This is a genomic window from Chitinophaga polysaccharea (assembly GCF_007829335.1).
GTDB classification, from domain to species: Bacteria; Bacteroidota; Bacteroidia; order Chitinophagales; family Chitinophagaceae; genus Chitinophaga; species Chitinophaga polysaccharea_B.
The window spans coordinates 253,798-280,659 of sequence record NZ_VIWO01000001.1 but is presented as its reverse complement, the minus strand read 5'-3'; the positions used below and the strand labels follow the sequence as shown (position 1 = coordinate 280,659).

Annotated in this window: 23 protein-coding genes; 11 read left to right on the top strand and 12 right to left on the bottom strand. The window is 46.8% G+C overall.

Annotation, left to right across the window (positions count from 1 at the left end; translation table 11 throughout):
* Window positions 1–15 precede the first annotated feature (15 nt).
* The 3 genes from FHW36_RS01185 to FHW36_RS01175 all read left to right on the top strand — a co-directional run bounded on the left by FHW36_RS01185 (window position 16) and on the right by FHW36_RS01175 (window position 6,318).
* Entirely contained in the window at window positions 16–3,225 is a 3,210-nt protein-coding gene (locus FHW36_RS01185) for a SusC/RagA family TonB-linked outer membrane protein (RefSeq protein WP_145660984.1), read from the top strand.
* A 28-nt stretch (window positions 3,226–3,253) separates the two neighbouring features.
* Window positions 3,254–4,840: a SusD/RagB family nutrient-binding outer membrane lipoprotein gene (locus FHW36_RS01180; RefSeq protein ID WP_145660982.1), complete on the top strand. Its 1,587-nt coding sequence runs from the start codon at window positions 3,254–3,256 to the stop codon at window positions 4,838–4,840.
* 152 nt (window positions 4,841–4,992) lie between these two features.
* On the top strand, window positions 4,993–6,318 hold the full coding sequence (locus FHW36_RS01175; RefSeq protein ID WP_145660979.1) for a DUF5690 family protein: 1,326 nt from the start codon (window positions 4,993–4,995) through the stop codon (window positions 6,316–6,318).
* Between the two features lie 79 nt (window positions 6,319–6,397).
* Here FHW36_RS01175 and FHW36_RS01170 read toward each other — a convergent pair whose 3' ends face one another.
* The 11 genes from FHW36_RS01170 to FHW36_RS01120 form a co-directional block, all read right to left on the bottom strand.
* Window positions 6,398–6,613 (bottom strand): Sec-independent protein translocase subunit TatA/TatB, encoded by a 216-nt coding sequence (locus tag FHW36_RS01170; RefSeq protein WP_145660976.1) that lies wholly within the window; start codon window positions 6,611–6,613, stop codon window positions 6,398–6,400.
* A 124-nt stretch (window positions 6,614–6,737) separates the two neighbouring features.
* Entirely contained in the window at window positions 6,738–7,295 is a 558-nt protein-coding gene (gene cobC / locus FHW36_RS01165) for an alpha-ribazole phosphatase (protein WP_186452266.1), read from the bottom strand.
* Window positions 7,280–8,056, bottom strand: coding sequence for an adenosylcobinamide-GDP ribazoletransferase (locus FHW36_RS01160; RefSeq protein WP_145660969.1), 777 nt, complete (start codon window positions 8,054–8,056; stop codon window positions 7,280–7,282). The genes cobC and FHW36_RS01160 overlap by 16 nt, the downstream gene beginning before the upstream one ends.
* The gene (gene cobT, locus FHW36_RS01155) at window positions 8,053–9,096 is read right to left on the bottom strand and encodes a nicotinate-nucleotide--dimethylbenzimidazole phosphoribosyltransferase (protein ID WP_145660966.1); all 1,044 of its coding nucleotides are present in this window, start codon (window positions 9,094–9,096) and stop codon (window positions 8,053–8,055) included. Before cobT ends, FHW36_RS01160 begins: the two co-directional genes overlap by 4 nt.
* A gap of 145 nt (window positions 9,097–9,241) precedes the next feature.
* Window positions 9,242–10,570: a DUF5074 domain-containing protein gene (locus FHW36_RS01150; RefSeq protein WP_145660956.1), complete on the bottom strand. Its 1,329-nt coding sequence runs from the start codon at window positions 10,568–10,570 to the stop codon at window positions 9,242–9,244.
* A gap of 168 nt (window positions 10,571–10,738) precedes the next feature.
* Window positions 10,739–11,332, bottom strand: coding sequence for a DUF6580 family putative transport protein (locus tag FHW36_RS01145; protein ID WP_145660948.1), 594 nt, complete (start codon window positions 11,330–11,332; stop codon window positions 10,739–10,741).
* A gap of 17 nt (window positions 11,333–11,349) precedes the next feature.
* The gene (locus FHW36_RS01140; RefSeq protein WP_145660945.1) at window positions 11,350–13,293 is read right to left on the bottom strand and encodes a TonB-dependent receptor plug domain-containing protein; all 1,944 of its coding nucleotides are present in this window, start codon (window positions 13,291–13,293) and stop codon (window positions 11,350–11,352) included.
* A gap of 142 nt (window positions 13,294–13,435) precedes the next feature.
* Window positions 13,436–14,086 carry a tetratricopeptide repeat protein gene (locus FHW36_RS01135; RefSeq protein WP_145660941.1) on the bottom strand — a complete coding sequence of 217 codons (651 nt, stop codon included), beginning with the start codon at window positions 14,084–14,086 and terminating at the stop codon, window positions 13,436–13,438.
* A gap of 66 nt (window positions 14,087–14,152) precedes the next feature.
* On the bottom strand, window positions 14,153–15,025 hold the full coding sequence (locus FHW36_RS01130; RefSeq protein ID WP_145660938.1) for an EamA family transporter: 873 nt from the start codon (window positions 15,023–15,025) through the stop codon (window positions 14,153–14,155).
* Between the two features lie 70 nt (window positions 15,026–15,095).
* Window positions 15,096–16,313 carry an MFS transporter gene (locus FHW36_RS01125; protein WP_145660935.1) on the bottom strand — a complete coding sequence of 406 codons (1,218 nt, stop codon included), beginning with the start codon at window positions 16,311–16,313 and terminating at the stop codon, window positions 15,096–15,098.
* Window positions 16,314–16,360: 47 nt separating this feature from the next.
* Window positions 16,361–17,035 carry a FadR/GntR family transcriptional regulator gene (locus FHW36_RS01120; protein ID WP_145660933.1) on the bottom strand — a complete coding sequence of 225 codons (675 nt, stop codon included), beginning with the start codon at window positions 17,033–17,035 and terminating at the stop codon, window positions 16,361–16,363.
* 81 nt (window positions 17,036–17,116) lie between these two features.
* Between FHW36_RS01120 and FHW36_RS01115 the strand changes: the two genes are divergently transcribed.
* The 8 genes from FHW36_RS01115 (at window position 17,117) to FHW36_RS01080 (ending at window position 26,450) form a co-directional block, all read left to right on the top strand.
* Entirely contained in the window at window positions 17,117–17,824 is a 708-nt protein-coding gene (locus FHW36_RS01115; RefSeq protein ID WP_246121036.1) for a sterol desaturase family protein, read from the top strand.
* A gap of 78 nt (window positions 17,825–17,902) precedes the next feature.
* Window positions 17,903–20,296: a S9 family peptidase gene (locus FHW36_RS01110; protein WP_145660931.1), complete on the top strand. Its 2,394-nt coding sequence runs from the start codon at window positions 17,903–17,905 to the stop codon at window positions 20,294–20,296.
* A 135-nt stretch (window positions 20,297–20,431) separates the two neighbouring features.
* Window positions 20,432–21,313 carry a helix-turn-helix transcriptional regulator gene (locus FHW36_RS01105; RefSeq protein ID WP_246121035.1) on the top strand — a complete coding sequence of 294 codons (882 nt, stop codon included), beginning with the start codon at window positions 20,432–20,434 and terminating at the stop codon, window positions 21,311–21,313.
* 15 nt (window positions 21,314–21,328) lie between these two features.
* Window positions 21,329–21,790, top strand: coding sequence for a DUF983 domain-containing protein (locus tag FHW36_RS01100; protein WP_145660928.1), 462 nt, complete (start codon window positions 21,329–21,331; stop codon window positions 21,788–21,790).
* 84 nt (window positions 21,791–21,874) lie between these two features.
* Window positions 21,875–23,224 (top strand): TolC family protein, encoded by a 1,350-nt coding sequence (locus FHW36_RS01095; protein WP_145660925.1) that lies wholly within the window; start codon window positions 21,875–21,877, stop codon window positions 23,222–23,224.
* A 13-nt stretch (window positions 23,225–23,237) separates the two neighbouring features.
* On the top strand, window positions 23,238–24,467 hold the full coding sequence (locus FHW36_RS01090; RefSeq protein ID WP_145660922.1) for an efflux RND transporter periplasmic adaptor subunit: 1,230 nt from the start codon (window positions 23,238–23,240) through the stop codon (window positions 24,465–24,467).
* Window positions 24,464–25,216, top strand: a complete 753-nt coding sequence (locus FHW36_RS01085) for an ABC transporter ATP-binding protein (protein WP_145660919.1) — start codon at window positions 24,464–24,466, stop codon at window positions 25,214–25,216. Before FHW36_RS01090 ends, FHW36_RS01085 begins: the two co-directional genes overlap by 4 nt.
* 13 nt (window positions 25,217–25,229) lie before the next feature.
* The gene (locus FHW36_RS01080) at window positions 25,230–26,450 is read left to right on the top strand and encodes an ABC transporter permease (protein WP_145660916.1); all 1,221 of its coding nucleotides are present in this window, start codon (window positions 25,230–25,232) and stop codon (window positions 26,448–26,450) included.
* Between the two features lie 5 nt (window positions 26,451–26,455).
* Here the strand turns inward: FHW36_RS01080 and FHW36_RS01075 are convergent, their stop codons facing one another.
* Entirely contained in the window at window positions 26,456–26,782 is a 327-nt protein-coding gene (locus FHW36_RS01075; RefSeq protein WP_145660913.1) for a hypothetical protein, read from the bottom strand.
* Window positions 26,783–26,862 lie beyond the last annotated feature (80 nt).

Sequence of the window (26,862 nt, the reverse complement as noted above, 5' to 3'; positions counted from 1 at the left end):
CCAAACCTACTTTACATGCAATCAAATCTACGTCGTGCGCTCAAAAGGCAGCTACACGCCCTGCTATTGCTGCTGCTTATCAGCTCATCAGTCTTTGCACAACAAGCCATTACCGGAAAGGTTATTTCAGGCGACGACCGCCAGCCTGTTATCGGTGCTACGGTGAAAGTGTTAGGCGCCAACCGCGGAGCGGTAACAGATGCCAACGGTAACTTCGCCCTTTCTGCCCCGGGCAATGGGGTACTCGAAATCACTTTTATCGGCTTCCTCCCTCAGCAATTTCCGCTCAAAGGAGCCACCGACATTACTATTACCCTGCAACCCGACAAAAAAGCATTGGATGAAGTAGTAGTTACAGCCCTGGGTATACGAAAAGAAGTAAAACGGGTAGGTTATGCCGTTCAGGAAGTAAAAGGCGCCGACATGGTAAAAGCCCGTGAACCCAATCCTGTTAACGGATTAGTCGGAAAAGTAGCCGGTCTTACCGTAGGTGCTTCCGCTGAACTATTAGCCGCCCCACAGGTATTATTAAGAGGTAATAACATCGGACTCTATGTAGTAGATGGCGTACCTATTAACTCCGATACCTGGAACATTTCCCCCGATGATATTGAAAGCTATACGGTACTGAAAGGCGTTACTGCCTCCGCTTTGTATGGCTCCCGCGGCCTGAATGGCGCTATCATGATCACCACTAAAAAAGGAACCAAAGACAAACGCGGCCTGTCTATTGACTTTAACTCCAGCACCATGTTCGAAAAAGGATTCAATGCCATCCCCAAAGTACAGGATGAGTACGGCCCCGGCGACCATGGTAAATACGCATTTGTAGACGGTAAAGGAAACGGAACCAACGATGGCGACTACGATGTATGGGGACCAAAGTTTGAAGGGCAATTAATCCCCCAATACGATAGTCCCGTGGACCCTGCTACCGGTAAACGCACCGGTACGCCATGGATAGCACGCGGTAAAAACAACCTGCAGCGCTTCCTGCAAACAGGCATGCTTAGCACCAACAACATCGCCGTTTCTTCTCACACGGAGAAAGCCGATTTGCGCTTCTCCCTGTCACACTCCTACCAGAAAGGAATTGTGCCCAACACCTCTTTAAACATTACCAACTTCAATATCTCCGCGGGTTATAATTTCAGCTCCCGCCTGCGCCTCGATGCCTACATGAATTACAACCGCCAGTACACCAACAACTTCCCGGATGTGACGTATGGCCCCAACAGTATCATTTATAATACCCTGATCTGGGCCGGCGCCGACTGGAGCATGGATGATATGCGTAACTACTGGCAACCAGGTAAAGAAGGTATCCAGTCGATATACGCAGAATACCAGCGCTATCACAACCCATGGTTTATGACCTACGAATGGTTGCGCGGACATTACAAAACAGATGTTAACGGTTATGCCAAACTGAATTATAAGTTCAGTGATAAACTGGAGCTGCTGGCCCGCACACAGGTGACCACCTACGACCTGATGAGAAATGAAAAGGTGCCTTTTTCTGCGCACCCTTATGGCATGGAAGAAGGTAAAGGTAACTACCGGGAAGACAAACGCTCGTTGTTTGAAAACAACACCGACTTACTGTTGTCTTATACCAATGTATTCCCCCGTAAAATAGGTATTCATGCGTCTGTTGGCGCCAACGCCCGTTCATACCGGTATAATTCCAGCTTTGTAACCACTAACTACCTGAATGCCCCCGGATGGTATGGCTTTGCCAATAGCCGTGATCCGCTGTTTGCTACCAACTATTCGGCCCAGATGCTGGTATTGAGCGCGTATGGTTATGTAGATATTGACCTGGGTAAGTATGCAACCATCTCGCTCACCGATCGTTTCGACAAAAACTCCAGTTTGCCTCCCCACAATAACGTATATTCCTATCCTTCAGTAGCTATCAGTACCGTAGTATCTGATTATGTACAACTGCCAGAGATAGTATCCTTCCTGAAACTGAGAGGATCTTACGCCAATGTAAAAGGTGGATTTACCCAGGCTACTATAGGCGCTACGCCGCTGGCCAGCTATCCGCTGGGATATGGTGCGGAGTATCAGTCTTCCTATGATGGTCCGATTTTCAACACTAAATTTTACAACGTTCTCCCGGTATACCAGAATCAGGCAGGCGCTTATGTTTCCCAAACAATTGCTAATCCTGACCTGAACCCATTTGCTACCAAGGTTTTTGAAACCGGATTAGATATCCGCTTCCTCAAAAACCGTATAGGCATAGACGCTACTTACTTTACCAGCAAGAACGGTCCACAGATCTATGACGTGATTATCCCAAGTTCTACCGGGTTTGCGAAAAACCGTATCAATGGTGTGAACACCCGCAAGGTAGGATATGAGTTTACCCTGAATGGTAGCCCACTCAGGAATCCCAATGGCCTGAACTGGAATATCACCGCCAACTGGTCTACTTTCCAGGAAAAGTATATCAGTATTTATGATGGTGAAACTAAGCTGGATGCTTATACCGGCGTGGGCGACAGGGTGGATAAAATCTACGGTAGCAAGTTTGTAAGAAACCAGAGCGGACAAATTATCAATGGAGATGATGGACGTCCGGTAGTGAATTCTACTCCGCAATTCCTGGGATATGCCAATCCAGATTGGGTTTGGGGTGTGAACAACAGTTTCAGTTACAAAGGTGTAAGTCTGAGCTTCCAGTTCGATGGACGCGTAGGTGGTAGCATGATTGATTATATTCAACAGCAAACTTTCCGCGGTGGCCGTAATATTCTTACCACACAAGGGGCCATGGGAGATGCTCGTTACCAGGATTATAAAGGCGTGAAATCATACCTGGGCGATGGCGTGGTAGTGAGCAATGGTATACCTATCCAGTATGATAACAACGGAAATGTAACCAACTACGACAAGTTGCAGTATGCTCCGAATACTACCAAAGCATTCCTGCAGGATTATATCAGCGTGTACTATAAAACCAATGAAGCCAACCTGATCAGCAAAACTTTTGCTAAACTGAGAGAAGTAACGATCGGTTATGCTTTACCTGCCAATATGCTGAAAGGAACGTTTATCCGGGGAGCAAATATCTCCTTCGTAGGTAGAAATCTCCTGTACTTTGCTAAGAACAAGGATGTGGATATCGACCAGTATCCTGGTACACAGGGTATATCTACCCTGCAATCGCCTACGACTAAACGTTATGGCTTCAACGTAAATCTTACATTCTGATCACGCTCATTTATTAAACAAGCTTTGTATGAAATCATTTAAAATATTAGCCTTCGTTGCGATCACTGGTGCTGTGATGAGCGGTTGTAATAAGCAATTTGAAGACTATGCTATCAATACGAATAAACCTTCTCAAACTCCGCCCAGCCTGGTGTTAGGTGGCGTATTGTCGGATATGAACTCCGATAAACCCTGGAGTAACGTAATGCGCTGGAACCAATTTGATTGCTGCAACTATAACTATTATGGCGATCAACGCTATGACTGGGGTGGCGCTGATTTTAACAGCTATTATTCCATGAGTAACGTGCAGCAGATGGAAAGTGAAGCGTTGCGTTTAGGCGGCCAGGCTGTAAATCCGTATACCGCGCTGGGTAAGTTCTTCCGTGCCTGGTTCTTTTACCGCTTAACTAACCTGGTGGGTGATCTGCCAATGAAAGCTGCCTTACAGGGTAAAACAAACCTGACCCCGGTATATGATAACCAGAAAGCAGTTTTTGTACAGATCCTGCAATGGCTGGAAGATGCCAATACGCAATTGGCACAACAGATTGCTAACCCTGATAAAAGCGCTACGGCAGAAGGACAATTGCTGAAAGGCGATTTCTATTATGGAAATGATATGAGCAGATGGCAACGCGCAGTAAACACCTTGCGTTTGCGGGTATTGATTGCCCTGAGCCGAAAAACAGCAGATACAGACCTGAAGGTAGCCCAGCAGTTTAAGGATATCGTTAGTAATCCTACTAAATATCCTGTAATAGAGTCAATGGACCAGAATCTGCAGTTCATTTATAACAATATCAACAAGTATCCATCTAACCCGGATAACCTGGGTTTTGATGCTACCCGTTATAATATGTCGGCCACCTACCTCAATACCCTGGTGAGTTTGAGTGACCCACGTGCGTATATCACTGCCGAGCCGGCTACCAAGCAGCTGAATAAGCTGGGTAAATTACCAACAGATATTACCGCCTATGTGGGTGCTGATCCGGGTATCAGCCAATCGAGCATGTCCTCCAACATGTCTAATGTGGATACGGCAGAATATTCTGTGCGCAGCCGTAGCCGGTATTACAGCAACTACGCCGCGGAGCCGGGTGTACTCCTGGGTTTCCCGGAATTGTGTTTTAACATGGCAGAGGCGATTAATCGTGGATGGATTAGTGGTAATGCCGAAACATGGTATAAAAAAGGTATCAAGGCTTCCCTGGGTTTCTATGGTATTCCTGCCGAAGCACCGGGCGCTGTAGTAAAAACGTATGGTGGTAAGCGTTATGAAATTCCGTTTGATTTCGAAAATGTGTACTATAAGCAGGCTGCTGTGATGTACAAGGGAGATAATGCCCAGGGGCTCACACAGATCCTGACGCAGAAGTACCTGGCGTTCTTCGAAAATTCCGGATGGGAAGCTTATAATAACTGGAGAAGAACCGGGGTACCCGCCTTTACAGTAGGTACGGGTACTGGCAATAGCGGTGTCATTCCCAAGCGCTTTAAATATCCTGATGCAGAACGTTCCTCTAATACAATTAACTGGACCGCCGCGCTGCAAAGCCAGTTTGGCGGTACTACCGATGATATCAACGGCAGTATGTGGCTGCTGAAATAACAAAATGGTTGTTTCAAATAGAAGAATGGCTATGGATATTCCATAGCCTTCTTCATGTAATTGATGTTTAATAATACTTAACATTAAGTTCAGTGTTTGTTAACATTCCGTTTACATTGGACCTGCACCTTTGTCCCAAACCATTTGTTACGATGCTGAATATTACCTGGTTGCGGAAGCGGTTGCAAAATGCCCATCATCTTACGTTTTCATTATATGCTGCCCTGGTGGCTTTTGGCACCTACTCCTGTATGTATGCCTTCAGGAAACCCTTTACATCCGGGATTTTCGAGGGGGCCACTTTCCTGGGGATCGACTATAAGATATGGCTGGTGATCACGCAAACAATTGGTTATGCCTGCAGCAAGTTTTATGGTATCCGTTTCATTGCAGAAATGAAAGGTAACAGGCGTGCGCAGAGCATTTTATTACTAATTGCTATCTCCTGGCTGGCATTACTAGGCTTCGCCCTGGTGCCTGCTCCTTATAACATTGTATTTTTATTCATCAATGGGTTTCCCCTGGGAATGATCTGGGGTCTGGTATTCAGTTACCTGGAAGGGCGGCGCAGCACGGAGTTTATGGGGGCTGTATTGTCTATCAGCTTTATTTTTTCTTCTGGTTTTGTGAAGTCGGTGGGGAAGATGACCGTGGTAGACTGGCATGTAACGGAATATTGGATGCCTTTTGTGACCGGATTGATATTCGTCGTGCCGATCGTAATTTTCGTGGTGTTGTTGGAACAAATTCCACCGCCATCCGCAGAAGACGAACGCCTCAGAACCAGGCGGGCGCCTATGAATAAACAGGAGCGTAAAAGCTTTCTGCAGGCCTTTTTACCCGGATTGGTATTGCTGATTGCGTCTTATGTGTTATTGACAGTATTAAGAGATATGCGTGATAATTTTGCTGCTGACATATGGAAGGACCTGGGTTATGGCTCCGAGGCCGGAATATTTACCCAAACAGAAATTCCCATTTCTATTGCTATTATCCTGATTATGAGCTTGCTGGTATTTGTCAGAAATAATTTCCATGCTTTTATGCTGAATCATATTATTGTAATCAGTGGCTTTCTTATTGCGTTGGTTAGTACCCTGATGTTCCGCCAGCATCGCCTGGATCCGGTTTGGTGGATGACCCTGACCGGGCTGGGACTTTATATGGGATATATTCCCTTCAACTGTATTTTCTTCGAGCGGCTGATAGCAGTGTTCAGGTATGTAAGCAACGTGGGGTTTATTATTTATGTAGCCGATTCTTTTGGTTACCTGGGAAGCGTAACCGTGATGTTATTTAAAAATTTCAGTGGCGTATCCCTGTCCTGGAGCCAGTTTTTCATAGATGCGGTGATTAGTGTATCCGTTACCGGTATTGTAATGATGATAGTAGCCGCCTGGTATTTTAAAAAAAGATATGAATCAGTGAACAATAGAAGCACTCCGGGATTTAGTGAAGAAGTACGGATGGCGGCCTAAAAAAGGAGAAATTAAAAAAGGCAAATCGCTCATACGATATGAACGGTTTGCCTTTTATGTCTTTATAACAGGAATCTAATTAGCTTTTTGCATCAGCATCAGCGCTGCTTCCTTTCTTTGTTGGCTCATCTTTGGCATCTTTAAATTCACGTATGCCGCTACCCAAACCACGCATCAGCTCAGGTATCTTCTTACCACCAAACAATAACAGTACTACTAATGCTATCAGCAGCAATTCTTTGATACCTATTTCCTGCAAAAACAAAAGCGGGATATTCAGAAAAGATGTTGTCATTATAACAGTTTTAAATTGTGTTCTTAAGGTATATGCAAACATAAAGTTAGCACGAAATACCAGTTTTTTTGTTTTTTAGGGAGATATTTAAAAATTTTAACATAATTGATTTGTTGGCAATTACTTATAAATTAGAAAATATCACTTTTATCTCTTCATTTTTTACCTGTAAGTAAGAAATATGGCCATAATCCACCAAAATATCGAACGCATCCACGAGGGCAGTATCGGTCACATGCGCCAGTATACAGCGGATCACCCCGCCATGGGTCACCAAAACAGCGTCTTTTCCTTTGGCCATTATTTCTTCCAATAGCTGTATACTACGAACATATAATTCTTCATAACTTTCTCCTCCCGGAATATGCTCAAAGACTACATTATCCGCCCATTTGCGCAAAGCAGTGCGGCTGATATTATCCCAGGGCAGCATTTCCCAGTCACCAAAATTCATCTCTTTCAGCCGGTCGTCTTTCGTATAGGTATCGCCAAATAAGGTGGCTGCCAGCTTTTCGCAACGCTGCAATGGGCTGGTATATACTTCCAGAGGTTTAGCAGGGAGTAAAGGCTTTATCCTGGCCACTTCTGTATCAAAACTTGCAGCTACATCCACATCAGATGCACCATAGCAAACACCACTTTCAATTGCCGGCGTGGTATGCCGGACTAAATATATTTCCATGTGAGAATACAAAAGCATAAATAAATGACCACTTCCGATACCTGTTGTACTGCTCCGAGGCAGTCGCCTGTATAGCCGCCAATCCATTTTTTCATGAGCCGTACTAGGTACCAGCGCGCCAGTAACAAGGCCGGTATCGTGAGTAGCAAGGTATAATTCTGCAGGTATAAGATGATGGCCGCAAAAGGTACACATCCCCATATACCTGCTGTGAGGAGCCCTGTTAAGCTAATCCCCTTGGCAATGGGTTTGGCCTTACTATCCTCATTTTCACGAACATATTGGTGGGTATATATCACCGTTACTGCCATAAATCGGCTCAATGGCTGTGCCGCTAATATAGTCAGCATCACGCCGAATATCGGTAGTTCCCGCAAACACAGGAATTTGAGAGCCATCAGCAACAGGAGCCCCAGCATACCATAGGTGCCAATGCGACTGTCTTTCATGATGTCGAGTATCTTTTCTTTGGTCCAGCCACCGCCAAAGCCATCGCACATATCGGCAAAGCCGTCTTCATGAAAGGCGCCGGTAGCCCAGATACCCGTAATGAGTGCCAGCAGGATGCTGACCATAGGAGGAGCAATATTAGATAATACATATAGTACGCCTATCATACAGCCCGCCACTATCCAGCCTACAAGCGGCAGATAGCGGGTAGCCTGATTGAGCATATCCGGGTGATAAGGTGTATTAACGGGAACGGGTAAACGAGTATAAAACATAATAGCGGTAAGCAAGAGCTGCCACTGTTTTTTCATATCGTACGATTTGATACCTGTGCACTATTAAAGCTGGCCATGTCCCGGAGAAATGCCACGGCACTCTGAATAAGCGGTATGGCCAATGCAGCGCCGGTACCTTCTCCTAAACGCATATCCATTTGCAACAGGGGAGCTACCTCCAGGTGTTTTAACATAGCTTTATGTCCATTTTCCTCCGAGCAATGTGCAAACACACAGTAGTCTTTCACGGCAGGTTGCATGTTGACCGCTGCCAGCAGGGCGGCGGTAACAATAAAGCCATCTATCACCACCATCATTTGCAGGGCAGCTGCCTGTTGGATAGCGCCGCAAATCATGGCAATTTCAAATCCGCCAAAGGTAGCCAGCGCCTGTTCCGGCGATGCCGGCCTGGCATGTTTGGCCATTACCTGTTGTAATATAGCCCGTTTTTGCGCCAGCTGTTGCGCATTACTGCCGGTGCCTGTGCCGGTACATTCTGCCACCGGTATGCCCGTAAAATGACTCATCAAAAGCGCGGCGGCGGAGGTATTGCCAATACCCATTTCTCCAAAACCGATGGTATTGCATCCCTGTTGATGTAATAGGGTCACTTCTTCTGCGCCGGCCTGCATAGCCAGTTTGCACTGGTCTAACGACATAGCGGGCATATGTAGGAAATTCTGGGTACCCATGCCCATTTTACGGTCTTTCAACAGGGGATGAGCGGCAAAAACATGGTTTACGCCCGCATCTACCACCCTGAGTTGCAACTGATACTGCCGGCAAAATACATTGATCGCAGCACCACCCTGTAAAAAGTTGTAGACCATCTGCGCGGTAACGGCCTGTGGAAACGGATTTACCTGCCCATCGGCTGCAATGCCGTGATCGCCGGCAAACACAATAATGGAGGGCTGTTGAATAACGGGAGTGAGTGTGTTTTGTATAAGCCCGGCCTGTAAAGCAATTCCTTCCAGTTTACCCAGCGATCCGGGGGGCTTGGTCTTCTGGTCTATCTTATCCTGTAATGCGGCTTTCAATTCCTGTGATACAGGTGTTATCCGGATATTGCTCATACGACGAATTTATAATGTTGCTTGTTTGATAATAACGGGTATGCCCGATACCATCAATACTACGTTGTCGGCTATACGGGCGATGTATTGGTTTGTCCTGTATTAAACAAAGCTCCCGGTATCGATAATACCGGGAGCTACATACTTAGTTAAATACAGGGATAGCCGGGAAGAAGTAGCCGGTATAAGACACCGTCTTCTTTAAAGCGCCGCTGCCCGCATCGTAGATATACAACGCGTTATTGGCATAGTTCTGGCCATAGCCGGATTTAACATCGGTCACTACCACGGTATTATTACCTGGATTATATCTTACTGCGGCGCCATACAGCTCGCGGCCGGCAGGAATAGTAATAAATGGTGCCTGCAGCGAGTTAGGATTGCCCGTTGCATATTTGTAGATTTCTCTGCCACCAGCGCCCCACATGTTGGTTTTACCGATAAACAGTGCATTTTCTGTGGTGGAAGCACTTAGCATACCTGCATTCCAGGCGCCCCAGGAACCATATACATCAAATGGAACGCTAACGGTATCCACTGCCAGGGTTTGCGGGTTAATACCAAAGAGCGATTTGCCTTTAGCTGCCCAGATCCTGCCATCGGGAGTTTGTGCAAAACCAACATCTGCTGCTCCCAGATTCTTCGCTACGCTGAAATCACTGCTGTTTAAAACTACGATACCATCGGTTTGCGACATTACCAACACATAAGCGCCGGATTTGATGATACCACCTATTTGCCCGGTTACGCTGCTTAATTTGCTATCTAATGCGAGCGACTGCAGGTTAACAGGATAAACACCATCGGAAGTGCCTACCAGGCCCTGACCAGGTGTAATGCCACAGAAAGAGTTCCCGGTAGCTGGTAACTGATCTATACGGCCCGTTTCTTTCATAGTAGACGCATCTGCTACTACAAAGGCGCCCGATTTGGAAACCAGGTACAACCTATTATTGAACATTGCACCAAAATCGGTAGTAGTACCCAGGGTTTTGCCGGGGTTGTTGCGCTGAAATACATATTGGTAAACAGAATCTTCCCCGTTACGGTAAAAGTTGACATCACCGGGTTCATGTCCAAACCAGCCTTCATTTACCAGGAAAAAACCATTATCGAATTTACCCATTACCTTAATCTGGTAGTAATAGGCAGAGATAGCATTACCAGCAATAATTTTATAGGAGATCGTATAATCACCTCTTTCAGTGGGCTTAAACGTATACAAGGAGTCTGAGCTCACCTGTACGCCGTTTACCAGCCATTGAAAAGTGGGATTTTTTACATCTGCCAATTGGGGACTTAATAACCGGGTATCGCCTACATAAATGGTGTCTTTACCGTTTTTTAAACCGGGACTTACAATCTGTGGTACCACTACATCGGCATCATTGGTTTTGCTACAGGATGCCAGACCTGCTATGGCGAATGCTGCTACAGTAAGAGAAAGTTGAAATTTGCGTGTAATGCTGCGCATGTTGAGTATTTATTTACGTCTTGTTTTCGTACTAATGTTACCATGAATAGTGCCGGAACAGAATGCTGATGCAGGAGAGGTGCCCCCTATAATAATTTAGAGATTTAGAGCCCGGCAAATGTACGCATTTGCCCGATCTCTAAATCTCTAAAAACAAATGTATCACGATTACTGAGCGAAACGCATGCGGCGTTTTACCAGTTCAAAGCTGCCAAAGAAGATAGTGCAGTAGATAAGGTTACCTACCAGTGCATATTTCATGTAAGGAATAGCCTGGATATAGCAACTGCTGATACCTGCCAAGTCTTTGGTGTAAGGCTGTCCGGTCAGCAAATTGGTAGAACCGCTGATCCATACGCCGAAATTAGACACCAGGAAGTGAATAAAGGCAGCACCTACAGCACTGATTAATATATTACCTACACTCGCTTTTTTAATGACCAGCTGACCCAATAATACGATCAGTATAAAGCTGGCATAGTTCCAGATCCAGCCCTTGTAGAGTAAGCCTTCTGCATATTGTCTGTGGAAGAACTGCATCAGTACAATATCACTGATAAATAAGGCTAGTAAAGGAAAAGCATAAGATTTCCACTTTTGTGAAAATGAAGCACCGCCAAATAAGGCCATTGCGCCAACGGGAGAAAACATGGCTATTGGTGACATGGCGGTATCAGCTCCCAACACGATGCGAAGGATACCTGCTGCCAGTATGAAGAGCAGCAATACACTAAATCGCGGATTAAGATTCTTTAATGACATTATGCTGGTTTTAATGTTTACAAATTAAAGGAAATACCGGTATTAAAGTTAAACCGGCGCGAATTATAACCGGAAATATCAAAATATTTATAATCTGTAATATTCCTAAACCCGGCGAAAATCTTAAGCAAGTTACCAAATTTATATTCACCATATAAATCCAGGGTATAATAATCCCCTAAAGGTTTGGTTTGCTCAAAGCGCTGACCTGCATATTTACCCGTTACCGATACAAACAGGGCATTGTTAACCTGGTAGCCTAAGCTGGCATTCACCAGGTGCTTGGGGACCCGGTACAGGTTATAGTAGGAGGTATCTTTGTTATTTTGCTGCACGGTTACCTTGCCGTCTACATATGTATAGTTGGCAGTAAGTACCAATCCCTTTGTGATAGTCCAGTTGCCTTCAAATTCTACTCCGTAGGCCTTTTGTTTGTTGGCATTCTGGTATTGGCTGAAATAGGTAACCGGGTCAAAGTAAAATATAACCAGGTCACGGGTGTTCCGACTGAAACCAGTGGCCCGGAAGCCTACCCGGCTATGGGCCAGGTCAGCCTGGTAACCTGCTTCATAGCTGATTGTATTTTCAGGTTTCAGTGCTTTGTTGCCATAACCTGCCGCATACAGCTGATATAAGGTGGGAACGTTGTACGCAGAAGATATATTAACAAATACTTTATGGTGTTGCCCGATCAGGTAAGACGGGTTAAAGGTAAAAGTGCCGTTGTTGCCATAAAGACTGTGGTGGTTAAGACGTCCGCCCAATTCCAGGTTAAAGCCGCTCAGGTTATGGAACAGGAGGGCTGCATACACACTGGTTTGATTGGTACGAGAGCTATCGGGCGACAACTCGGTATCCTGGAATACAGGGCTGTAAGTACTCAGCAGGTGATCGAACTGGCGGGTATCTGAAAAGGTAAATGCGGCGCCGCCCACCAGTTTGATCTGACGGGTAAGGTCCCAGTTTACATAGGATTCTACCTGGGCAGTTTTGGCTACAAATATGGAGCTGTCAAATTTTGCATAGGCAGCTGGGGACACGGAATTGGAATCATTCAGGATATCGCGGCGGGTATGCTGATAGCTGGCGAGTACATGCCAGGATCCATTTTTAAACTTATACTCGCTGCTAATGCCCTGCAGTAAGTATTTGGAAGTACCGGTATAATCTTTATCATCAACAAAGCCTCCTTCATCCAGGTCGTGCCGGTTGTTGGTCCAGTTGGTGATATACTGAAACTGCCAGCGCTTTCCGGCGGTCATGCCCAGCTTGGCAAACAGGGTATTTTGCTGGAAGCCGTCATTATCAAACCCTGCGTGATGGGTGGAATCGTAGGCATCAGAAAAGCCCCTGGCCTTTTCATGTTTATAACTTACCAGGTAAGAGAAGCGTTCGATATTGCCATGCACATTTACACTCCCCTGGAAATCGCGGTAGCTACCATAGCTAACATTAGCGCCTACCCCCAGTTTTTTATCGCCGGTTTTGCGGGTAATAATATTGATAACGCCCGCCACAGCATTGGAACCATAGAGGGTAGACTGGCTACCACGGAGTATTTCAATTCTTTCTACCTGGTCGGGTGTAATGAAATTAAGATCGAAGGTATTGTTGATCTGGGAGGCATCGTTTACCGGTAACCCGTCTACCAGGATCAGGGTATTGCCATTGGAAGCGCCCCGCATATATACATTAGGGGTAGTGCCCCGGTTATTTTCTGCCCCGTTGATAACCAGTCCGGGTTGTTGATTGAGGATGCTGGCAATGGTTTTACCACTGTTTTGCTCCAGGTAGTCGTGGGAAAGGATGGTGACTACCTTGCCGGTTTCCCCGGCTTTTTGCGGCCCTTTAGATGCTGTAACGGTAACTTCATTAAGTTGGCTGGTGCGACTGCTGTCTTGTGCCGCAGCTGCCGTACAACCTAATATTAAAAAGATAAAAGGGTAGCGTTTTAATTGCATCTCGAACTAGATTTTTGGTTAGTTAGTAGCTATTTTTTTATTAGAGGCGTGAAACGATTGAAGCGGAGAGTAAGCGAATTTCTGACGTTCGCTTTTCTTCTCCGCTTCAATTCATGTAGGTTGTTGCTTGTAGGCTGTCAACTCACCCGGGCATCCGGGAAATATATTTGTCCATTTCTTTAATCTGGTTCACGATCTGCGCTGTAGTAGGCTTCTGGGCTTTGGCTCTGCGGAAATATTCCTTGGCAGATTTAAAGTCCCGGCGGGTCATGGCAATAGATGCCAGTGTTAAGAGAGCCGCAGCAGTATTTTCTTTATCAGGCAGTCCCTTACGCATAGCGATTTTCAGGTTCTGATCGGCTGTTTTCAAATCATTCTTCTGGTAAGCAATGGTACCCAGCTGAAAATACTGCATACCTTCATACTCCTTCATAGGACTGCCAGAATTGATACTCTGACGGATAGTAGATTCAGCCTTATCAAGGTCATTGGAATACATCGCCATATTACTTTGCATGAAATAATATACAGAGCGGATGGGTTTGTATAGCAGTTTTGGAAACTTTACCTGGTTCATCAGGGCGGTAGCTCTTTCGATATCTCCTGCTTCAACCGCTTCCTGTACTAATCTCATGGGACCGAACATCACGTGTGTCACCAGGCATATCAGCGCCAGCACCAGCACAATGGTGGCTTCCCACCAGCCGATAGTCAACCCCAGGGCAATACCACCGGCTAATAATACGATTCCGATCGGAAGGCGATATAGAATAAAAAAATTAAATGCTTTCATGAAAAAACAGTTCGTAAATCACTATTGAGGGTGCAAAGATAAATAAAAAAAACACCTCATGGGTTTTCATTTCCGGCGTTTCAAATTTGCCATTACAATAGCACTTAATATGATCACTACGCCCAGTATTTGCAGCCCCGACACCGATTCATGCAGGAAAATGGTGGCAGCCAGCATTGCTACCGGCAATTCGGCTGCACTGAGAATAGCGCCCAGTGATACCCCTGTCTGGGGCATGCCTTTGGAAAACAGGAAGGGCGGCAGCACCGTACCAAAAGCCGCCAGGGGAAGGCCCCATACCCATAAGCCCGAGCCTATGAAGCGCCCGTTGACCAGGTAAACCGGCGGGAATAGCAAGGTAATAACGACAAACGCCCCGGTAACAATCCAGGCGCTCTTCAACACCGGCCCCAGTGAGGCAGCTACTCTTCCGCTTACCACAATAAACACGGTATAACAGAGCGCGGCCAGCATGCCAAAGCCAATACCTTTCCAGTTGAGCGGCGTTTCGTTATTGTTGAAAATGCCACCAGCCAATAAAGTGCCGCCCAGGATACAACCCACCGCCAGCCATTGCACCCCGGTTGGACGCTTTTTGTAAATAATCCACTCCGCCAGCATGCTCATCCAGGTAAACTGCATCAATAGTATAATAGCTACACTGGCAGGAATATATTGTACGCTCTGGTAATAAGTAACGCTCACTAAACCGGTAGAACTGCCCAATATAAAGCAAGTGCGGGCATCTTTGTTGGTAAGACCATAGGTAGCACGACCGGAAAATAAATGGATAATCCATAAAGCAATCATCCCAAAACCTGCCTGTACACTGCACAATTCTCCTAACGTATATCCCTGGTGGTAGCCCGACTTTACAATTGTTGATAATATTCCAAAACTACAGGCGCCCAACAACACCAGCAGAATGCCTTTCCACATAATAGCTTTTTTAGGGTGCGAATGTAGGGGAATTTGTTTTACCCGGTTTTGCGCCGGGTAAAACAAACAGTTACTTCTTTTTCTCGAGGTTAGGCAGCAGCCCGGTGAGGAGTCCTATTAACGGAAGGTAAGCACATACCTGGTAAACATAGGCGATATTGGTAGCATCGGCAAGACGACCCAGCAGCGCAGATCCCACGCCGGCCATGCCAAAAGCAAGGCCGAAAAACAATCCTGCAATCATGCCCACCTTGCCAGGCACCAGCTCCTGGGCATAAACCAGGATGGCAGAAAAGGCGGAGGAGAGAATAACGCCAATGAATACACTGAGTACGGCGGTCCACATCAGGGAGGCATGCGGCAATAACAGCGAAAACGGCGCCACACCAAGGATAGAGATCCAGATCACATATTTACGGCCAATACGATCACCTACCGGTCCACCGATGAAAGTACCGGCAGCCACGGCAAACAGGAAGATAAACAGGTATACCTGTGCACTCTGTACGGAGATATGGAAACGATCTATCAGGTAAAAAGTATAGTAGCTGGTCATACTGGCCATGTAGAAATATTTTGAAAAGATCAATACCAGCAGGATCCCCAGCGAGAAGATGACCCGTGTATTGGACAAGCGGGGCTGGTCCAGTTGCAGGACCGCTTTTTTAGGTTTAATACGGTGGGTGTTACCTAGGTACCACTTACTGATGTTGAGCATCACTACAATGGCCAGCAGGGCGGCCAGCGAAAACCAGATAACATGAAACTGTCCGAAGGGAACAATGATCATAGCGGCCAGCAAAGGTCCCAATGAGCTGCCGGCATTGCCGCCTACCTGGAACAACGACTGCGCCATACCATGCTTGCCGCCAGATGCCATATGCGCCAGCCTCGATGCTTCCGGGTGAAATACAGCAGAGCCAACACCCACCAGGCCCACGGATACCAATACCATGGGAAAGTTATGCGCCAGGGATAAACTGATAAGCCCTATCAGGGTAAAACCCATCCCGATGGCCAGTGAATAAGGCTGTGGCTTTTTATCGGTGTACAGGCCCACCAGCGGTTGCAGCAAAGAGGCCGACATCTGGAAAGTAAGGGTAATGAGCCCCACCTGTGTGAAGTTTAATTTGAGAGAATCCTTGAGTACCGGGTATATCGCAGGAATGAGCGACTGCATGGTGTCGTTCAGGAAGTGGGTAAAACTCAGGGCCAATAGGATAGAAAATACAGTTTGCTGCGCTACCTGCTGGGCGGCCTTCGACTGTTCTTGTAACGTTGTTTCCATTTTTCTTCTTTTAAGATCAGATCATCTGATGTTTATGGGTAAAAAAATTACTTGGGCTGGTCACTTATTTTTGTCGCCCAAACCAGCGCCTTCTTGGGATCCTTGTCCACAATACTTTGCAGCAAGGCGTCATGATAATGCTGCGTATTGATAAAGCTATCGGTATTCTGATAGCGCAGCAGGAAAGATTTTTTCAGATGTTCCGCCACTATTTTATAGAGGTCACGCATAATTTCATTCTTGCCTGCTTCCGCAATGGCCATATGAAAATTAATATCCGCCTGTATACAAGGTTCCAGCTGATTTGCCGATGCATATTCAAACCGCTTCTTCAAAAAGCTTTTCATCTTTTCCACATCCTTGTTATTACGGTGCATAGCCGCTTTCTCCGCAATCTTTACCTCCAGTAAAAAACGTACTTCTACCAGGTCGTCAAAATCAGCCCGCTGCAACCGCTGCGATAGCGGCTCCCCGGTACCTGACAACGATAATACAAAGGTGCCAAGGCCCTGTTGTACCCGCACCAATCCCCTGTGGGACAGTATCTTTACCGCTTCCCGGATACTGGAACGCCCTACCGAAAACTGTGTCATCAACTCCGGCTCTGTAGGTAGTTGTTGTCCTACCTGGTACTTGCCCGAAGCAATCAATTCCTGCAGCCTGTCTGCCACCTCCTCAGCTAAGCTGAGTCGTTTTAAGGGAGAAGTATGTATATTCGTCATATCATCTGATGACCGTAAAGGTAATATCCTTTTCCAATATTTTTTTGTTTTCAATATTTTTTTCTGAAGATTGTTGACCGAATGATGGACTTATTTCTTCAAAACATACAATCCTGGCCTCTTTGGGTGCTGTGCATTTTTTTCCTGGTGGAAAATGCTGCCATCATGCTGGGGGTACTGGCGCTGGGAAACCGCCTGCAACATAAGCCGGCGGCGGTAATGTTTTCCTATAGTCTTCATCAATGGCGCATGGCCTGGACTACCACGTTGTTGAATACACTGGTTACTTATACCGGGTATTGGATGTGGACAAAGCGGTATATCAGTCTTTCTACCGATCTTTCTGTACAGGTGTTGATAGACGCGCTGTTTCTCTTCCTGGCAATGGATTTCCTGATGTATGTGTTCCATTACGGGATCCACAAAACATGGTTATATAAAGTGCTGCATCGCTTGCATCATGAAGCCGTCGATCCTGAGCCGATCGATCTTTTTGTACTTCATCCGCTGGAAACGCTGAGCTTTGGCGCGTTGTGGCTGTTTTTATTATTACTGTTTGACGTGAATATTTATGGCGTGATCATCTACCTGGTTATCAATGTTATATTTGGTATGGCCGGACACCTCGGTATGGAGCCGGTGCCTGAAAATATACGTCAGTGGCGGGTATTGAAGTACCTGGGTACTTCTACTTTTCATCATACCCATCACCGGGATGAGCAATGCAACTTCGGTTTTTATACCAATATCTGGGATCGCCTCTTTCACACATTCCGCGAAAACCGTTGATAACACTCATCAATTGTATTTTGTGCTGTCTCTCATAAAGTTTATTTTGCCTGATTGCGAACTAATATCAACTGCTTTATGAGAAAATTAATCTTATCATTATCCTTATTCCTCACTTTTCGTGCCTATGCCCAGGATGCACTGAAATACCAAACTCCTCCTGCGAGTATTATGGAATTGGCCATGGCCACGCCTTCACCATTAACAGATTTTAATAGTAAAGGGGAGATCATGCTGGTAATGGACCGCACCAGTTACCCAACCATCGAAGAATTGTCACAGCCGGAATACCGCCTGGCAGGGATGCGTATCAACCCGGCCAATTTTGGTCCCAGCCGCGCCAGCTATGTAACAGGCATCCGTATCAAATCTATCCGCGATAACCGCGAATACGCAGTGACGGGACTGCCTGCCAAGGCGCGCATCAGCCATATCACCTGGTCGCCCTCGCAGAAAAGTATTGCTTTCACCATTACAGATAATCGCCAAATTACGTTGTGGAAGGCCAACATAGCCTCTGGAGCCGCTACCCGGCTCAGTGCCCGGGCACTTAATGATATTGCCGGTCCTGTATTTAGCTGGATAGATGATAACCGCATACTGGCATTGGCAGTACCTGCGGCCATCGGCAATGCACCGGTAAAACCAGTAGCGCCGGAAGGCCCCACCGTACAGCAAACCAGTGGAAAGGCCGCACCAGCAGCTACTTACCAGGATATGCTGAAAAATCCATACGACGAACAGCTGTTCGATTATTATTTTCAGTCCGAACCACTCATTATCAGCAGTACCGGCGAACAAACGATCGGCAAACCTGCTATTTATGTGAATGCCGCACCGTCGCCGGATAACCAGTACCTGCTGGTGGAAACGCTGCATCGCCCTTATTCCTACCTGGTAGGTGCTTCCCGCTTTCCGACAGAAGTAGCCATCTGGAAATTAAATGGAGAAGAAGTGAAAAAACTGGCCATCAACCCGCTGGATGAAGTAAGACCCAAAGGGTTTGATGCTACCAGCAACTATCCCCGTCAGTTCTCCTGGCGCAATGATGCACCGGCTACGATTACATGGGTACAGGCACTGGATGGTGGCGATCCAAAAAAAGAGGTGCCCTTCCGCGATGTGGTAAATATGCTGGCAGCGCCTTTCACAGCTGCACCAACGGAGCTGGTAAAAACCGTGAATCGCTTTGCCGGTATCAGCTGGGCAGATAACCAGCTGGCACTCGTAACAGATGCCAACAGTACCCAACAGCATACCCGCGTAAGCCGTATTGATCCCTCTCATCCCGAAAAAGCGCCGATGACCATCATCGATCGCTCTGAAAACGACCGTTATAACGATCCCGGTGATGCGGTAATGGTAAGGAACCAGTTCAATAAATCTGTACTGTATGTATCTCCTTCCCATGAATTGCTGATGACCGCCCCCGGCGCCTCTCCGGAAGGAGACCGCCCGTTCCTGGCCACCTTCAATCTCGATAACAGCAAACAACGTATCCTCTGGCGTTCTACCGCACCTTACTATGAGCAGGTAGCAAAAGTTACAGACCCGGCTAAGCTTGTGGTAGTAACCGCCCGGGAGTCAGTTACTTCTCCTGTAAACTATTACCTGCAGGACCTGAAAAAGAAAACAGCCGTGGCATTAACAGACTTTCCTCATCCCCAGCCACAGCTGAAGGGCGTACAAAAACAGTTACTGAAATACAAGCGTAAAGATGGGGTAGACCTCACTGCCATGCTGTACCTGCCGGAAGGCTACGATCCTGCAAAAGATGGCCGGTTACCGGTATTCATGTGGGCTTATCCACGGGAATATAAATCTGCCAGCGATGCCGCACAGGTGCGTGGCTCTGCGTACAGATTTACCCGTGTTACCTCCGGCTCCGCTATTTTCTGGGTTACCCGTGGTTTTGCCGTAATGGATGCTACGGAAATGCCGATTGTGGGCGAAGGCGATAAGGAACCCAACGACACGTTTATAGAGCAATTGGTGATGAATGCAGAAGCGGCCGTCAATAAAATTACCGAAATGGGTATAGGCGATAAAAACCGTATCGCCGTAGGCGGGCACTCTTATGGCGCTTTTATGACGTCTAACCTGCTGGCACATACGAATTTATTTAAGGCCGGTATTGCCCGCAGCGGCGCCTATAACCGTACACTTACGCCTTTCGGCTTCCAGAATGAACAACGTACTTATTGGCAAACGCCGGACGTATATTATAAAATGTCGCCGTTTTCTTATGCTGATAAGATTAAAACACCGCTCCTGATGATTCATGGAGAGGCCGATAACAACTCCGGTACTTTCCCGATTCAGAGCGAGAGATTGTATAATGCCATAAAAGGTAACGGTGGCACCGCCCGTCTGGTGTTTCTGCCCCAGGAGAGCCATGGCTATGCTGCCAAAGAAAGTGTGTTGCACATGCTGTGGGAAATGGATGAATGGCTGATGAAATATGTAAAATAGTAACTATGAGGCAGGGTTTGCGGGAAGGACGCCCGCAAACCCTGCCTCCTCCAAAAAAATGTCAATAAGTAAAAAGTACCATTAAAGCCCCTAATACCACAACCCGCTTTCTTCCTTCCTTAGTACCTTTGCAACATGATGTCGAAGGCACATATTCCCACATACGATATTTGTTCTCTGTCAATGGGAGTGCAAGTCACCGAAGACTTACTGGTTGCCCGTTTCCCGGATTACCTGGAGGCACATCAACATATTCATTTCCCACACCGGCACTCTTTTTACCATCTGGCACTTTTTACTGCTGGTGAAGGAACACATACCATCGACTTTGAAACATTTCCTGTAAAACCAGGACAGTTTTACTTCATGGTGCCCGGCCAGGTACATAGCTGGTTTTTTTCCGGGAAGATAAATGGATATGTCATGAACGTATCCGCCGGTTTCTTCAATGCTTTTTTGCAGGACCCGGCATATGTGGAACGGTTCCCGTTTTTCAGTGGGGTAAGCGCCGAAGGGGTAGTACAGCTACCCAAAGCTGCTATTCCGGTGGCCACAGAACTCCTGGAAGCAATGCTGCAGGAAATGAAGCACCCCCAGGGATATAGCCAGGACATGCTCCGCCTGCTGGTACTGGAGCTATTTATCCAGGTAACCCGCAATACCGGGCAGGCGCCATCCGGACAGGAACCGCCGCACAATTACGTATTGCTGCGCAATTTCCGCAAACTGGTAGACCAGCATTACATGCAGTTGCGGTTACCGAAAGACTACGCAGCCCTGTTGTACGTAACACCGAACTACCTGAATGCCTTTTGCCGGCATATGCTGGGGAAATCGGCCGGGGAAATTATCCGCGACCGGGTATTGCTGGAGGCTAAAAGATTACTGATCAATGCAGATATGAGCATTGCCACCATTGCCTGGCAGCTCAACTTTGCCGACAACTCTTACTTCACCAAATTTTTTAAAAAATATGCAGGAGTAACACCGGAAGAATTCCGAAAGAACATCTCCTGATAAAATCTTCAAAATATGTGTGCAGATAAAAACCATGAAAAGCCCAACTTGCTGAAAAGCCTGTTGGGGAATAAGTGTGCCCGTTGCAGACGTGGATCTATTTATACCACCAAAAATCCCTACGATCTGAAAAACTGCTTGAAAATGCCGGATAGGTGTCCCGTATGCGGTCAACAAGTAGAAGTTGAAGTAGGCTTTTACTACGGTACCGGCTATGTGAGTTACGCCCTGTCTATCGCCGTATGCGTAGCCAGCCTCATTGCGTGGTGGTTGTTTATCGGCTTTTCCATCTATGATAACCGCATTTTCTGGTGGCTGGGTGTAAACGCGGTGTTGTTGCTGATCCTGCAGCCGATGCTTATGCGCTGGTCCCGCACCATATGGATGGCTTTCTTTGTGTATTACGACAATGACTGGCATAAAGGCCCACCGGAAGGTACTGGTCGTGCTAATGCCACCTTTAAAGGAGCGATGTAAATTTTTTGGGGAATATTGATAACAAAATGCGGATTCAGGGGTTATTACTTCTGGGTCCGTATTTTTTTATCAATATCGTTATGCATGAGTAAACAATTGGTGATTGTTTTACATGGCCTGATATTTCTTCTCTTCCTGCCGTTCTTGCTGAAGGCGCAGGACACCGCCACAGCAGGGTTGCCTGCCCAATGGACCCTGCAGCAATGCTTCGACTACGCCATGAAAAACAACATCCAGTTAAACAGCTTGCGTCTGAGCCGTTTAAGTGCTGAACAGGATTTGCTTTTGTCACGGGCAGCCAAACTACCGAACCTCAATGGAACGGCCACACAAAATATCAATGGCGGAAAATCTGTGGGCGCCGGCGGGGGTACAGGCACTTATGAAATTACACCGTCCGGCACCTACGGCGTTAATTCCAACGTAACCCTTTACCAGGGAGGGTACCTCAACTACGATATCAAACAAAAATCGTTGCAAACACAGGTAGCAGGCCTGAATGTGGCCACCCAGATGAATGACATCACCGTGCTGATTACCCAGGCTTACCTTAATATCCTGCTGGCGGGAGAAAATATCGTTTATGTAAAAGATGTGGTGGCTACCTCTGAAGCCCAGGTAAAACAAGGGCAACAACAATACGATGTAGGCACTATTGCATTGATAGGACTGGTACAACTACAGGCACAATTATCCAACGACCGGTACCTGCTTACTACCGCACAAAACCAGTACAGGCAAAATAAACTGGTACTCAAGCAACTGCTGCAATTGCCCAGTAGTTACGATTTTGAAATAGTCAGTCCCGATACCCTCATGAGCAGCACTCACCTATACGCTTTACAGGAAGTACAGGATTCCGCGTTGGCTAACCGGCCGGAAGTGAAGAGCAGTGAATTAGGGGTAGCGGTATCATCATTTAACCTGGCTAAAGCTAAAACAGGCTACCTGCCTACGCTTACGGCTGGTGGTGGCCTGGGATCTTCTTACAACGGCGGATCGGGCAACTCCAGCTATTTTAAACAGTTGGACAATAACTTTTACCAGCAGATAGGGCTCACATTGTCCCTGCCTATCTTCACCCGTCGCGTGGTGAAAACCAACGTAGAAAAAGCAAAGCTAGAAGTGGATCAATCGAAGCTTACATTAAAGGATACACGAACAAATCTTTCCCAAACAATAGAACAGGCGTATATCAACGTGTTGAATGCGCAAGCCCAGTATGATGCTGCAGTAGAACAACTTAAATATTCACAGGAAGGATACCGTATCGCTACAGAGCAGTTGAAAGTAGGAGCTGCCAATATCGTTGTGTTTCTGCAACAAAAAAATTTATACATACAGGCATTGCAGTCGTATATACAGGCTAAATACAATGCGGCATTGAATATCAGGATCTATGATTTTTACAGGGGTACACCGGTAAAACTATAAACGCAATTGAGGTATGAGAAAATATAAAAGAATCATCATCACCTTAGCAATTATATTATTGTTAGTGGCTATCTGGTATTTCTTTATCAGGAAAAAACCAGTGCCCATATCCTTTGATACCACCCACCCTGCTTATGGACATATTGCTACCAGCGTTACTGCTACCGGCAGGATACAGCCGGTAGATACTGTGGCCGTAGGTACACAGGTTTCCGGTACCCTCAAATATCTGTACGTCGACTTTAACAGCCAGGTAAAGAAGGGACAGCTATTGGGGGAGCTGGATAAGGACTTATTCCAGGCGCAGGTAGATCAGCTGAGAGCGAACCTGCAGGTATCCCAGGCAAATTATAGTTATCAACAGAATAATTTCCAGCGCCAGGAGCTGTTGTATAAAACCGGCGCTATCAGTAAAGCAGACTACGATGTAGCCAGGAATACCCTGGAGCAGGGGAAGGCCAATGTGGCCAGTGTAACGGCACAATTGCAGTCGGCTTTAAAAAACTTCTCCTTTACAGAAATTCATTCCCCGATAAATGGGGTGATCTTAAACAGGAATGTAAGCGTAGGACAAACGGTAGCAGCGAGCTTTAATACACCTACTTTATTTGTAATTGCTAAGGATATTACCAAAATGCAGGTAGAAGCCAGCGTAGACGAGGCCGATATTGGTAATGTGGCAGATTCGCAGCGGGTAAGTTTTACCGTAGATGCTTACCTGGAAGATGTATTTGCCGGCCAGGTGCAGGAAATCAGGCTGCAACCTTCCGTATCTTCCAATGTGGTGACTTATAACACGATCATCAATGCACCCAACGACAATATGAAGCTAAAACCTGGTATGACAGCCAATGTTACGATTTATACAGCAGAAAAAGACTCCGCGTTGTTGTTGCCGGTAAAGGCGCTGAAATTTAAACCAGATAGCGTACAGTTAAAGGATTACATTATTCAAAGCGCGGTATATAAGAGCCCTGCCCAGCGAAAAGATACTACTGGCAAAACCTTCAAAAGCACTGCCCGCATAGGGTCTTCTAACTACATATGGTTGTTGCGTGGTGATACATTGGTGCAAAAGCATATCAGAACAGGATTGAATGATAATACACACATTGAAGTGTTGTCGGGATTAAAGGAAAGCGATATTGTTGTTCTCGGTGTTAATGCTGGCGGTGTAGTAGCAGCGAAGGGAGGTACCAGCAGTCCTTTTTTACCAAAAATGGGGGGAGGGCGTAGACGATGAGCGGCAGCAAGATATTGGAATTACAGCAGATCAGGCGTGAGTTTGTGATGGGCACGGAGATAGTCCGTGCTTTGAAGGGCGTGTCTTTTGATGTGTTTTCGGGGGAGTTTGTAACGATTATGGGAAGCAGTGGATCGGGGAAAACCACCCTGTTGAATATCCTGGGCTGCCTGGATAAACCCACTGGCGGCGATTACCTGCTGGACGGGGTTAATGTAAGCCAGTTATCGCGCAACGAGCTGGCGCGGTTACGGAATCATAAAATAGGCTTCGTATTCCAGGCCTATAACCTGTTGCCCCGTACATCAGCCCTGGAAAATGTGGAACTGCCCTTGTTCTATAACCCGGAGCTTACTACCCGGGAACGCCGTGAGCGGGCCATGGGCGCCCTTGCTTCTGTAAAGCTGGTAGACCGGGAAGATCATACTCCCAGCCAGCTTTCCGGTGGGCAGCAACAAAGGGTAGCCATAGCGAGGGCCCTGGTGAATCAGCCGGTGATGATACTGGCCGATGAAGCCACCGGTAACCTCGATACCCGTACCTCCTACGAGATCATGGCATTGATGCAGGAATTAAATCAACAGGAGGGGAAAACGATCATATTTGTGACACATGAGCCGGATATAGCGGCATTTAGCAGCAGGACCGTGACACTGAGGGACGGTAAGGTAGTGAAGGATAGTAAGAATGAAAATGTGCGCTCGGCAAAAGAAGCGCTGGCAGCATTGCCTCCTGCGGATGACTATTAATTAATTGGTACACATGAGTACAATCAATCTCATTCTTATAGCATTAAGGGCCTTGCAGCGGAACAAGCTTCGCGCATTCCTGACCATGCTGGGCATCATTATAGGGGTGGCCGCGGTAATTGCCATGGTGGCCATAGGAGAGGGGTCTAAAGAAAGCATACAATCACAGCTTAGCAGCATGGGGTCCAATATGATTACTGTATTACCAGCCAGTAATGTGGCGGGTGGCGTAAGGATAGGAGGCTCCAGTTACCAGTCGCTAACCCTGCCGGATGTGCTGGCCATACAGCGGGGAGCCGAACATGTGAGCGCGGTATCGCCGGTATCTTCTACCAAAGGACAAGCGATTTTTGGCGCATTGAACTGGCCTACTACGCTGCAGGGGGTGGCGCCTTCTTACTTTGATATCCGTAAGTTAACGATCAACGATGGCATCGCCTTTTCTGATGCTGATGTAGCTACGGCGGCCAAGGTATGTGTGCTGGGACAGACAGTGATTTCTAACCTGTTTCCCAGTGGGGAAAGCCCCGTGGGGAAGGTTATACGCCTGAATTCCATTCCACTGCAGGTAATTGGCACCCTGGCGCCCAAAGGGCAAAGTTCTTTCGGGCAAGACCAGGATGACATTATCCTTACGCCCTATACTACTGTGCAAAAGCGTATCCTGGCTACTATTTATTTTCAGAGCATTTATGCATCGGCGGTGAGTGAAACGACATCGGCCCAGGCCACCGACGAAATAATAGATATCCTGCGGGGAACACACCGTTTGCGGCCTGCGGATGAAAATGATTTCCAGGTAAGAACGATGGAGGAACTGATCAAAACACTGAGTTCGACCAGCAGTCTGCTAACCATCCTTCTCACCGCTATTGCCGGCATATCGCTGGTAATAGGCGGTATTGGCATCATGAACATTATGTATGTATCGGTAACAGAGCGTACCCGGGAGATAGGACTGCGTATGTCGATAGGCGCCCGGGAGCTGGATATCCTGTTGCAGTTCCTGGTAGAAGCCATTATCATTAGCGTTACCGGTGGATTAATAGGTGTGGTATTGGGGATTACTTCTGCCAAAGTGATTTCCCTCACGCTGGGTTGGCCTACGGTAGTATCGCAGTCGTCTATTGTGCTGTCGTTTATAGTATGCGCCTTTACAGGGGTATTCTTTGGATATTACCCGGCGCAGGCCGCGTCGCGGTTAGATCCCATTGAAGCGTTGCGGTATGAATAACCGTATCAGGCGTTACAATCGCACAGCGTGGCAATCCCTGTAGCGATCCATTGTTGAAAAGCGCTTCCTTTTTCAAACGGTTCCAGGTTAAGGGCGGCGCCGGTAATATCTTGCAGTGAAACGCCATCGGCATGCATTTCTACCATTTGCCGGGTAGTAATTTCCTGCAGGCGGGTAGCCTTCCCGATTATCTTCCTGAACTCAAATACAACGCTATCAGATGTGTCATTGGCATGGATCACTGTGACAATAAATTCATAGTTGCCAAATGATTGCAGCCGGGCAATGGCGTGTGCATTGATCCTGTAACAGCTGCCTGGTTTTAATTGCATAAAAAGGGATTTACGGCACTATGAATTTACGGAACAATTGGCAGCTGGCGAATATAAAACTGCCATATGTTAAATGCTTT

Excerpts from the sequence above, each read along its gene's own strand:
- FHW36_RS01185 (WP_145660984.1), top strand. The coding sequence starts at position 16 with ATGCAATCAAATCTACGTCGTGCGCTCAAAAGGCAGCTACACGCCCTG.
- FHW36_RS01180 (WP_145660982.1), top strand. The coding sequence starts at position 3,254 with ATGAAATCATTTAAAATATTAGCCTTCGTTGCGATCACTGGTGCTGTG.
- FHW36_RS01175 (WP_145660979.1), top strand. The coding sequence starts at position 4,993 with ATGCTGAATATTACCTGGTTGCGGAAGCGGTTGCAAAATGCCCATCAT.
- FHW36_RS01170 (WP_145660976.1), bottom strand. The coding sequence starts at position 6,613 with ATGACAACATCTTTTCTGAATATCCCGCTTTTGTTTTTGCAGGAAATA.
- cobC (WP_186452266.1), bottom strand. The coding sequence starts at position 7,295 with ATGGAAATATATTTAGTCCGGCATACCACGCCGGCAATTGAAAGTGGT.
- FHW36_RS01160 (WP_145660969.1), bottom strand. The coding sequence starts at position 8,056 with ATGAAAAAACAGTGGCAGCTCTTGCTTACCGCTATTATGTTTTATACT.
- cobT (WP_145660966.1), bottom strand. The coding sequence starts at position 9,096 with ATGAGCAATATCCGGATAACACCTGTATCACAGGAATTGAAAGCCGCA.
- FHW36_RS01150 (WP_145660956.1), bottom strand. The coding sequence starts at position 10,570 with ATGCGCAGCATTACACGCAAATTTCAACTTTCTCTTACTGTAGCAGCA.
- FHW36_RS01145 (WP_145660948.1), bottom strand. The coding sequence starts at position 11,332 with ATGTCATTAAAGAATCTTAATCCGCGATTTAGTGTATTGCTGCTCTTC.
- FHW36_RS01140 (WP_145660945.1), bottom strand. The coding sequence starts at position 13,293 with ATGCAATTAAAACGCTACCCTTTTATCTTTTTAATATTAGGTTGTACG.
- FHW36_RS01135 (WP_145660941.1), bottom strand. The coding sequence starts at position 14,086 with ATGAAAGCATTTAATTTTTTTATTCTATATCGCCTTCCGATCGGAATC.
- FHW36_RS01130 (WP_145660938.1), bottom strand. The coding sequence starts at position 15,025 with ATGTGGAAAGGCATTCTGCTGGTGTTGTTGGGCGCCTGTAGTTTTGGA.
- FHW36_RS01125 (WP_145660935.1), bottom strand. The coding sequence starts at position 16,313 with ATGGAAACAACGTTACAAGAACAGTCGAAGGCCGCCCAGCAGGTAGCG.
- FHW36_RS01120 (WP_145660933.1), bottom strand. The coding sequence starts at position 17,035 with ATGACGAATATACATACTTCTCCCTTAAAACGACTCAGCTTAGCTGAG.
- FHW36_RS01115 (WP_246121036.1), top strand. The coding sequence starts at position 17,117 with ATGATGGACTTATTTCTTCAAAACATACAATCCTGGCCTCTTTGGGTG.
- FHW36_RS01110 (WP_145660931.1), top strand. The coding sequence starts at position 17,903 with ATGAGAAAATTAATCTTATCATTATCCTTATTCCTCACTTTTCGTGCC.
- FHW36_RS01105 (WP_246121035.1), top strand. The coding sequence starts at position 20,432 with ATGATGTCGAAGGCACATATTCCCACATACGATATTTGTTCTCTGTCA.
- FHW36_RS01100 (WP_145660928.1), top strand. The coding sequence starts at position 21,329 with ATGTGTGCAGATAAAAACCATGAAAAGCCCAACTTGCTGAAAAGCCTG.
- FHW36_RS01095 (WP_145660925.1), top strand. The coding sequence starts at position 21,875 with ATGAGTAAACAATTGGTGATTGTTTTACATGGCCTGATATTTCTTCTC.
- FHW36_RS01090 (WP_145660922.1), top strand. The coding sequence starts at position 23,238 with ATGAGAAAATATAAAAGAATCATCATCACCTTAGCAATTATATTATTG.
- FHW36_RS01085 (WP_145660919.1), top strand. The coding sequence starts at position 24,464 with ATGAGCGGCAGCAAGATATTGGAATTACAGCAGATCAGGCGTGAGTTT.
- FHW36_RS01080 (WP_145660916.1), top strand. The coding sequence starts at position 25,230 with ATGAGTACAATCAATCTCATTCTTATAGCATTAAGGGCCTTGCAGCGG.
- FHW36_RS01075 (WP_145660913.1), bottom strand. The coding sequence starts at position 26,782 with ATGCAATTAAAACCAGGCAGCTGTTACAGGATCAATGCACACGCCATT.